Source organism: Kitasatospora sp. MBT63, assembly GCF_000710465.2.
Classification (GTDB): domain Bacteria; phylum Actinomycetota; class Actinomycetes; order Streptomycetales; family Streptomycetaceae; genus Kitasatospora.
In genome coordinates this window covers 12,461-19,376 of the sequence record NZ_JAIZ01000628.1, presented here as the reverse complement: position 1 = coordinate 19,376, position 6,916 = coordinate 12,461, and the positions used below count along the sequence as shown (strand labels likewise).

General features: G+C 76.3%; 6 protein-coding genes and 1 pseudogene. 4 read left to right on the top strand and 3 right to left on the bottom strand.

The features are described 5' to 3' along the window. Positions 1-1,172 (top strand): SulP family inorganic anion transporter (locus AA75_RS32785; RefSeq protein WP_033823979.1); only part of this gene is annotated, 1,172 nt, incomplete at its 5' end. A gap of 31 nt (positions 1,173-1,203) precedes the next feature. Here AA75_RS32785 and AA75_RS32780 read toward each other — a convergent pair. Further along, positions 1,204-2,595 carry an FAD-binding oxidoreductase gene (locus tag AA75_RS32780; protein WP_033823978.1) on the bottom strand — a complete coding sequence of 464 codons (1,392 nt, stop codon included), beginning with the start codon at positions 2,593-2,595 and terminating at the stop codon, positions 1,204-1,206. A 232-nt stretch (positions 2,596-2,827) separates the two neighbouring features. Continuing rightward, a pseudogene (locus AA75_RS32775) lies at positions 2,828-3,601 on the bottom strand (helical backbone metal receptor); the annotation flags it as partial. 222 nt (positions 3,602-3,823) lie between these two features. On the opposite strand from AA75_RS32775, the gene AA75_RS32770 reads away from it, so the two are divergent. The 3 genes from AA75_RS32770 (at position 3,824) to AA75_RS32760 (ending at position 6,261) form a co-directional block, all read left to right on the top strand. Then, the gene (locus AA75_RS32770; RefSeq protein ID WP_051813906.1) at positions 3,824-4,711 is read left to right on the top strand and encodes a putative protein N(5)-glutamine methyltransferase; all 888 of its coding nucleotides are present in this window, start codon (positions 3,824-3,826) and stop codon (positions 4,709-4,711) included. 74 nt (positions 4,712-4,785) lie between these two features. Continuing rightward, positions 4,786-5,190, top strand: a complete 405-nt coding sequence (locus tag AA75_RS32765; protein ID WP_051813905.1) for a MauE/DoxX family redox-associated membrane protein — start codon at positions 4,786-4,788, stop codon at positions 5,188-5,190. 180 nt (positions 5,191-5,370) lie between these two features. Next, positions 5,371-6,261 (top strand): CAP domain-containing protein, encoded by an 891-nt coding sequence (locus AA75_RS32760; protein ID WP_051813904.1) that lies wholly within the window; start codon positions 5,371-5,373, stop codon positions 6,259-6,261. 31 nt (positions 6,262-6,292) lie between these two features. Here AA75_RS32760 and AA75_RS32755 read toward each other — a convergent pair whose 3' ends face one another. Then, the gene (locus AA75_RS32755; RefSeq protein ID WP_033824014.1) at positions 6,293-6,913 is read right to left on the bottom strand and encodes a hypothetical protein; all 621 of its coding nucleotides are present in this window, start codon (positions 6,911-6,913) and stop codon (positions 6,293-6,295) included. Positions 6,914-6,916 lie beyond the last annotated feature (3 nt).

The window sequence follows — 6,916 nt, the reverse complement described above, 5'->3', positions numbered from 1 at the left end:
GGTTCCGGGCCATCTCGCTCTCGGTGGTGCAGGGCATGCTGGCCGGCATCGGCCTGGTCCTGATCGCCGGTCAGCTGTACGCCCTGGCGGGGGCGAAGGCACCCGGCCGGGGCCCGGCCAACCTGGCCGGCCTGCCGGGTCTCGCGTCCGACACCGCCGGGGACGCCACCGCGCTGGCCGCCGCGGCCGTGGGCGGCTCGACGGTGCTGCTGCTGGTGGTGTGGCGGCGGCTGCCCGCCCGGGTCCGGGCCGTTCCCGCGCCGCTGGCCGCGGTCGCACTGGCCACCGCCGTCACCGTGCTCGCCGACCTGCCGGTCGGCCGGATCCGGGTGAGCGGCCTGCTGGAGGTGGTCCGGCCGCCGGGGACCGGGCAGTTCGCGGACCTGGCGGGCGCGGCGGCGCTCGGCACGGTGCTGGCCTTCGCCCTGATCGCCTCGGCCGAGAGCCTGTTCAGCGCGGCCGCCGTCGACCGGCTGCACGACGGCCCGCGCACCGACTTCGACCGGGAGCTGATCGCCCAGGGCGCGGGCAACGCGGTCTGCGGCCTGCTCGGTGCGCTGCCGATGACCGCCGTGATCGTGCGCAGCGCCGCCAACGTCCAGGCGGGCGCCCGGACCAAGGCCTCCCGGGTGCTGCACGGCGGGTGGCTGCTGCTGTTCACGGCCTTCCTGCCGCAGGTGCTCGGCGCGATCCCGGTGGCCGCCCTGGCCGGGGTGCTGGTGCACGCCGGGGCGAAGCTGATCCCGTTGAAGTCGCTGCTGCCGCTGTGGCGTTCGCACCGCGGCGAGGCGCTGGTGCTGGCCGCGACGGCGGTCGCGATCCTGGTCACCAACCTGTTCGAAGGGGTGCTGGCCGGGCTGTTGCTGGCGGTGCTGAAGTCCGCGTGGGACACCTCGCACCTGCACACCGAGGTCACCGAGGTGCCCGCGACGGACAACGGTCCGGCCGGTGCGGCGCCGACCATCCTGGTGCGGCTGTCCGGCAACGCCACCTTCCTGCGGCTCCCCCGGCTGCTCGAGACCCTGGAGTCGCTGCCGGCCGGGCGTCCGATCGAGGTCGACCTGGCCGGGGTTCGGCACCTGGACCACGCCTGCCGGTCCGCGCTCCAGGACTGGGTGGAGCGGCACAACGCCGACGGGCGCCGCACGGTCCGGATGCCCGCGCCGGTGTGAAGCCGCCCGAGCGGGTGGGCCGCTGCTCCGGTCAGTGGCGGCCGGAGATCAGGTCCGCCAGCCGGGCCACCGGGTCGGTCCCGGCGGACTGCCGGGCGGCCTCCCGCCGGTCCGCGCCGCGGTAGGCCGCGTACAGGGCGTGCACACCGAGCCAGCGGAAGGGTTCGGGCTCCCAGCGCCGGACCCGGTGGCCGACCCAGGGCAGCGCGGTGAGCTCGGTGGCGGCGGCCTCGCCGGAGTCGAGCAGCACCAGGTCGCGCAGGGTGCGGCCGGCGAGGTTGGCGGTGGTGACACCGCTGCCGACGTAGCCGCCGGCCCAGCCGAGTCCGGAGGCGCGGTCCAGCTCCACGCTCGCGCACCAGTCCCGGGGCACGCCGAGCACTCCGGACCAGGCGTGCTCGATGGCCGCGCCGGCGGTGGCGGGGAAGAAGCGCACCAGCAGGTCCCGCAGCGCGACCACGGTGGCGGCCTGGGTGCGGCCGTCGTTGTCGGTCCGCGAGCCGTACCGGTACGGGATGCCGCGGCCGCCGAGCGCGATCCGCCCGTCAGCGGTGCGCTGGGCGTACATGTAGGCGTGGGCGGTGTCGCCGAGCAGTTCGCGGCCCTGCCAGCCGATCGCGTCCCAGACGTGCGGCGCGAGCGGCTCGGTGACGATCATCGAGGAGTTCATCGGCAGCCAGGTGCGCTTCTGCCCGTGGACCGAGGCGGTGAAGCCCTCGGTGCAGCGCAGCACGTAGCGGGCCCGTACGGTGCCGTGCGGGGTGACGGCGCGGCCGGGGGCGAGTTCGGTGACCGGGGTCTCCTCGTGGATCTTGACGCCGAGCCCCTCGACCACCCGGGCCAGTCCGCGGACCAGCTTGGCGGGGTGGATCCGGGCACCGTGCGGCGTCCAGCTGCCGCCGAGGGTGCCGGCCACCCCGATCCGGGCGGCGGACCCGGCGGCGTCCAGCAGCAGCCGGTCGCGCTCCCCGAACGCGGCCTCGGCGGCGTGGAAGGCGTTCAGCCTGACCAGTTGGGCCGGGGTGCGGGCGACCTCCAGGACGCCACCGGTGTGGATGTCGGCGTCGATCCCTTCGGACCCGGCAACCGAGACCACCTCGGCGACGCTCCGGTTCATCGCCCGCTGGAGGTCGACGGCGGCCTGGTGGCCGTGCAGGCGGGCGTAGCGGTCGCGGCCGGCGATGCCGTTGTAGAGCCAGCCGCCGTTGCGGCCGGACGCGCCGTAGCCGCAGAAGTGCTGCTCCAGCACGGTGATCCGCAGCGAGGGCGCGGCCCGCTTGAGGTAGTAGGCCGTCCACAGGCCGGTGTAGCCGCCGCCCACGATGCAGACGTCGGCGGTAGCCGGTCCGGGCAGCGGCGCGCGCGGGGCGGGTACGCCGCCTTGCGCGTACCAGAAGGAGATGCCGCCGTTGACGGTGGTCATGGTGGTCCCTGTCCGTTGCGGTGCTGCCGTTGCCGTGCTGCTGCTCTTCGCGGACGGTAGTCGCGGCGGCCGCGGGCGGACAACGCGCAAGGTGTCAGGAAGGGCGGCCGGAGCGGCACGGGGTGTCGGGCGGGCCGTCCGGCGTTGACCGGCGGTGGTGGCCGGGCCCCGTACGGTGACCGGCGGGCTGCGCCGGGCCGGCGGCAGCCGGCTGAGTGGACAGTCGGGCGGCCAGTTGGGCGGCCAGCACGGCGGGCGCCTCGGCGAGCGACGGGCCGTACCAGGTCAGGTGGCGGCCGCTGACCAGTGCCGCGGGCACGCCGGGGAACGCCTCCGGTCCGTCGTCGGCCGCGAAGCGGTACGGCTCGTCCGACAGGACCACCAACTCCGGTCCGGCCGCCAGCAGTTCGCCGATCGGGATGGCCGGGTAGCGCTCGGGGTGCCCGGCGTGCAGGTGCTCGACGCCGAGCCGGCGCAGCAGGTCGCCGGCGAAGGTGTCGCGGCCCAGCACCATCCACGGCCGCCGCCAGATCGGCACCACCGCGCGGCGCGGCGGCCCGGCCGGCTCGGGCAGGGCCCGCCAGGCCGCCCCCGCGCGCTCCAGCCAGGGCGGCGAGGGCAGGCCGCAGGCGATGGTGAGCAGGCGCTCCAGCGAGCCGAGCGCCTGGTCGAGGGTGCGGATCTCGGTGACCCAGACCGGCAGGCCCAGGCTGCGCAGCGCGGCGAGGTCGGCGGCCCGGTTCTCCTCCTCGTTGGCGATCACCAGGTCGGGCCGCAGGGCGGCGATCCTGGCGGTGTCCGGGTTCTTGGTGCCGCCGATCCGGACCACGTCCAGCTCGGCGGGGTGGGTGCACCAGTCGGTGGCGCCGACCAGCAGTCCGGGGGCGGTGGCGGCCACCGCCTCGGTCAGCGACGGCACCAGCGAGACCACCCGGCGCACCTCGCCGAGGCGCAGCCGGGTGCCCTGGTCGTCGGCGGCGACGCGGTGGGCGGCGGGGGTGGTCATGGCTGCCAACCTAGCGCCTGTCCCGGGGGCACCGGCGGCGCCCGGTCACCGGGCGCGGCCGGTCCTGTACTGTTACGAACCCATGCGGCGAGAGCGCCGCTCCGGTCGAGGAGGTGAGACCCATTACCGCTGTGTCTGGCTGGGTGCTCTCCACTCCCGGTCGTACGCCCGTCGAGGCGTAGCGGCCGAGGGAGCGCCCTTCGGTTCCCCGGAAGGCTCTTCGTGTCTGCTCCGTCGTCACCTCTCTCGTTCCCTCCCTCCTCGTCCTCTCCCGTTTTCGCCGCCGTCGTCGGCCGGCTCCGCGCGGCGGGCTGTGTGTTCGCCGAGGAGGAGGCCGGGCTGTTGCTGTCCGCCGCGCGCTCCCCCGCCGACCTGTCCGCCCTGGTGGACCGGCGGGTGGCCGGTCTCCCGCTGGAACACGTGGTGGGCTGGGCCGGGTTCCGGGGCCTGCGGATCGCCGTGGACCCGGGGGTGTTCGTTCCCCGGCGCCGGACCGAGTTCCTGGTCGAGCAGGCGGCCGCACTGGCCCCGCCGGGGGCGGTGGTGGTCGACCTGTGCTGCGGCTCGGGCGCGCTCGGCGCGGCCCTGGCGGCGGCGACGCCCGGCCTCGACCTGTACGCCGCCGACGTGGACCCCGCCGCGGTGCGCTGCGCCCGGCGCAACCTGCCCGCCGACCGGGTGTTCCAGGGCGACCTGTACGGGCCGCTGCCCGCCGGGCTGCGCGGCCGGGTGCGGATCCTGCTGGCCAACGTGCCGTACGTGCCGACCGGGGAGATCGGGCTGCTCCCGGCGGAGGCCCGGGAGCACGAGGCGCGGGTGGCGCTGGACGGCGGTGCGGACGGCCTCGACGTGCTGCGCCGGGTGGCCGCCGAGGCGCCGCGGTGGCTGGCGCCAGGCGGGCACCTGCTGTTCGAGACCAGTGAGCGGCAGACGCCGGAGGCGGTGGCGGTGGTGGTCCGCAGCGGGCTGACCGCCCGGGTGGCGAGCTCCGAGGAGCTGTACTCGACGGTGGTGATCGCCACCCGGCCGGGTGGCGGCGAGGCGGACGGCCCGGGCGCCGGGTCCGCTGCGGTCCGGTCCGGTCCGGTCCCGGGGCGGTCATTGACGTGACGGGCCGGGCGGGCGAAGCTACTGGCCGGTAATCAATCGTGCCCGTCACCGTCCTCCACGAAGGTGGGACCCCCATGGCCCAGGCCGGACCGTCCGCCCGCACCCCCGCCCGTAGTTCCGCACGCTCGGCCCGGCTGCTCGCCGGGCTGCTGCTCGGCTCGGGCGTCGCCCACTTCGCCGCCCCGAAGCCGTTCGACGCCATCGTGCCCCGCTCCCTGCCCGGCACCCCCCGCGCCTGGACGTACGCCAGCGGGGTCGCCGAGCTGGCGATCGGGGCCGCGGTGGCGCTGCCCAGGACCAGGCGGGTGGGGGCGCTGGCCGCCGCGGGCCTGTTCGTCGCCGTCTTCCCCGCCAACGTCAAGATGGCGGTGGACTGGCGCGACCATCCGGCCCCGCTGCGGGCGGCGGCGATCGGGCGGCTGCCGCTCCAGCTCCCGCTGGTGCTCTGGGCCCGCCGGGTCGGCCGCGCCGGACGGTAGCCGCCGCCCGCAGCGGGCACCGAATTCGGCGGCCGGATCCGCCAATGCCGGTCGGAACAGGGCACGTTCGCGAAGTCCGGCGACCGAATCTGTTATCTGCCCCTCGCCGATGGATCTCCCATCTGTGGAAGCGACGACGGGATCCCGCCCAGCGGGATCCCCCACAGACGAGGCGGACACATGAACGACACCTTCCGGGGCGGACCGGGAGACACCGGCCCCGGCCAGGGCGACGGCGGGCGACGGCGGCGGGCCCCGTCCTCGGCCGGGCACCGGCGCAAGCCGTCGGCCGGGCCACGGGTACTCGGCGCCATCGCGGGCACGGCCGCCCTCGCCGTGATCGCCGGCGGCGGGTACACCCTGTTCGGCCCCGACCGGTCGGGCAGCGCCAGGGCCGGGGCCGGCACGGCCGCCGCCGCACTCGACCTCGCCCCGGCGGGCACCGACACCACGGCGGGCCTGTCCACGCAGGGCGGCCCGGCCACCACCGGCCCCACCGCCTCGCCGTCGCCCGCCGCCACGCCGTCCACGGCCGCACCGACCGCCACGCCGTCGACAGCGGCACCGGCCACCACCGCCGCAGCGAAGCCGGCCGCCAAGGCCGCCGACGCGGCCGCCCCCACCGCGGCCAGGCAGCCCGCGGCGAAACCGGCCGCCGCCGGACAGGGCACCCCCAGCGGCAGGACCGCCGACTTCGTCTCGCAGGTCACCGACCTGGTCAACGCCGAACGGGCGAAGGCCGGTTGCGGCCCGCTGACGCTCAACACCAAGCTCAACGCGGCGGCCCAGCAGCACTCCGACGACATGGTCGCCCGGCACTACTTCGAACACGCCGACCCGGAAGGCCACCACGCCGACTCCCGGATCGAGGCGGCGGGCTACCACTGGAGCTCCTGGGGCGAGAACATCGCCTACGGCCAGGCCGACCCGGCCGCCGTGATGGACGACTGGATGCACAGCCCCGCCCACCGCGAGAACATCCTCAACTGCGACTTCAAGGAGATCGGGATCGGCGTCAACTTCGGCGCGGGCGGCCCCTGGTGGACCCAGGTCTTCGCCGCACCCCGGTGAGGTCCGGCTGCGCCGCCGGTGGGGGCGTCCCCTACCGGCCGAAGGTGTCGATGTTCTCGATCCGCCAGCCGCCGCCCTGGTGGACGGCCTCCACCGCGAACATCGCGGCCGAGTAGGCCGCGCCGTCGGTGGCGCCCTCGGCGGTGCTGGTGTTCCGCTGGTCGGCGAAGACGATCACTCTGGCCCGGTCGCCCTCCAGGGTCTGCACGGCGCTGTCGGTGACCGTGGTGGTGAGCACCAGCTTCTTCGCCGCCGCCTGGGCCTTGACCTGGGCGAGCAGTGTCGCATGCTGCTGGACGGCTCGGCCGGTGAGCAGGCGCTGCGCCGCCTGGTCGGAGCGGCCCGGGTCGGCGTAGCTGTACGAGAAGAGGGCGTTGACGGCCTCGGTGACCGCGCCCTTCACCTCGCTGGTGCGTACGGCGTCGGTGAGCGCGGAGTTGTGCCCCGGCGAATCCGCCCGCAGCTCGGCCCCGGCCAGGGCGGCCCAGGTGCCGAAGCCGCCCAGTAGCAGCGCGGCGGCCAGCAGCAGCGCGGTGACCGGGCTGCGGCGCGGCCGGGCGGGCCCCCGGCGGGCGGCCTCCGACGGGACCGGATCCGGCAGGGCGGGATCCGGGGCCGGACGGGTGCGGGCCGGGGCGGCCGTGGTCGCCACCGC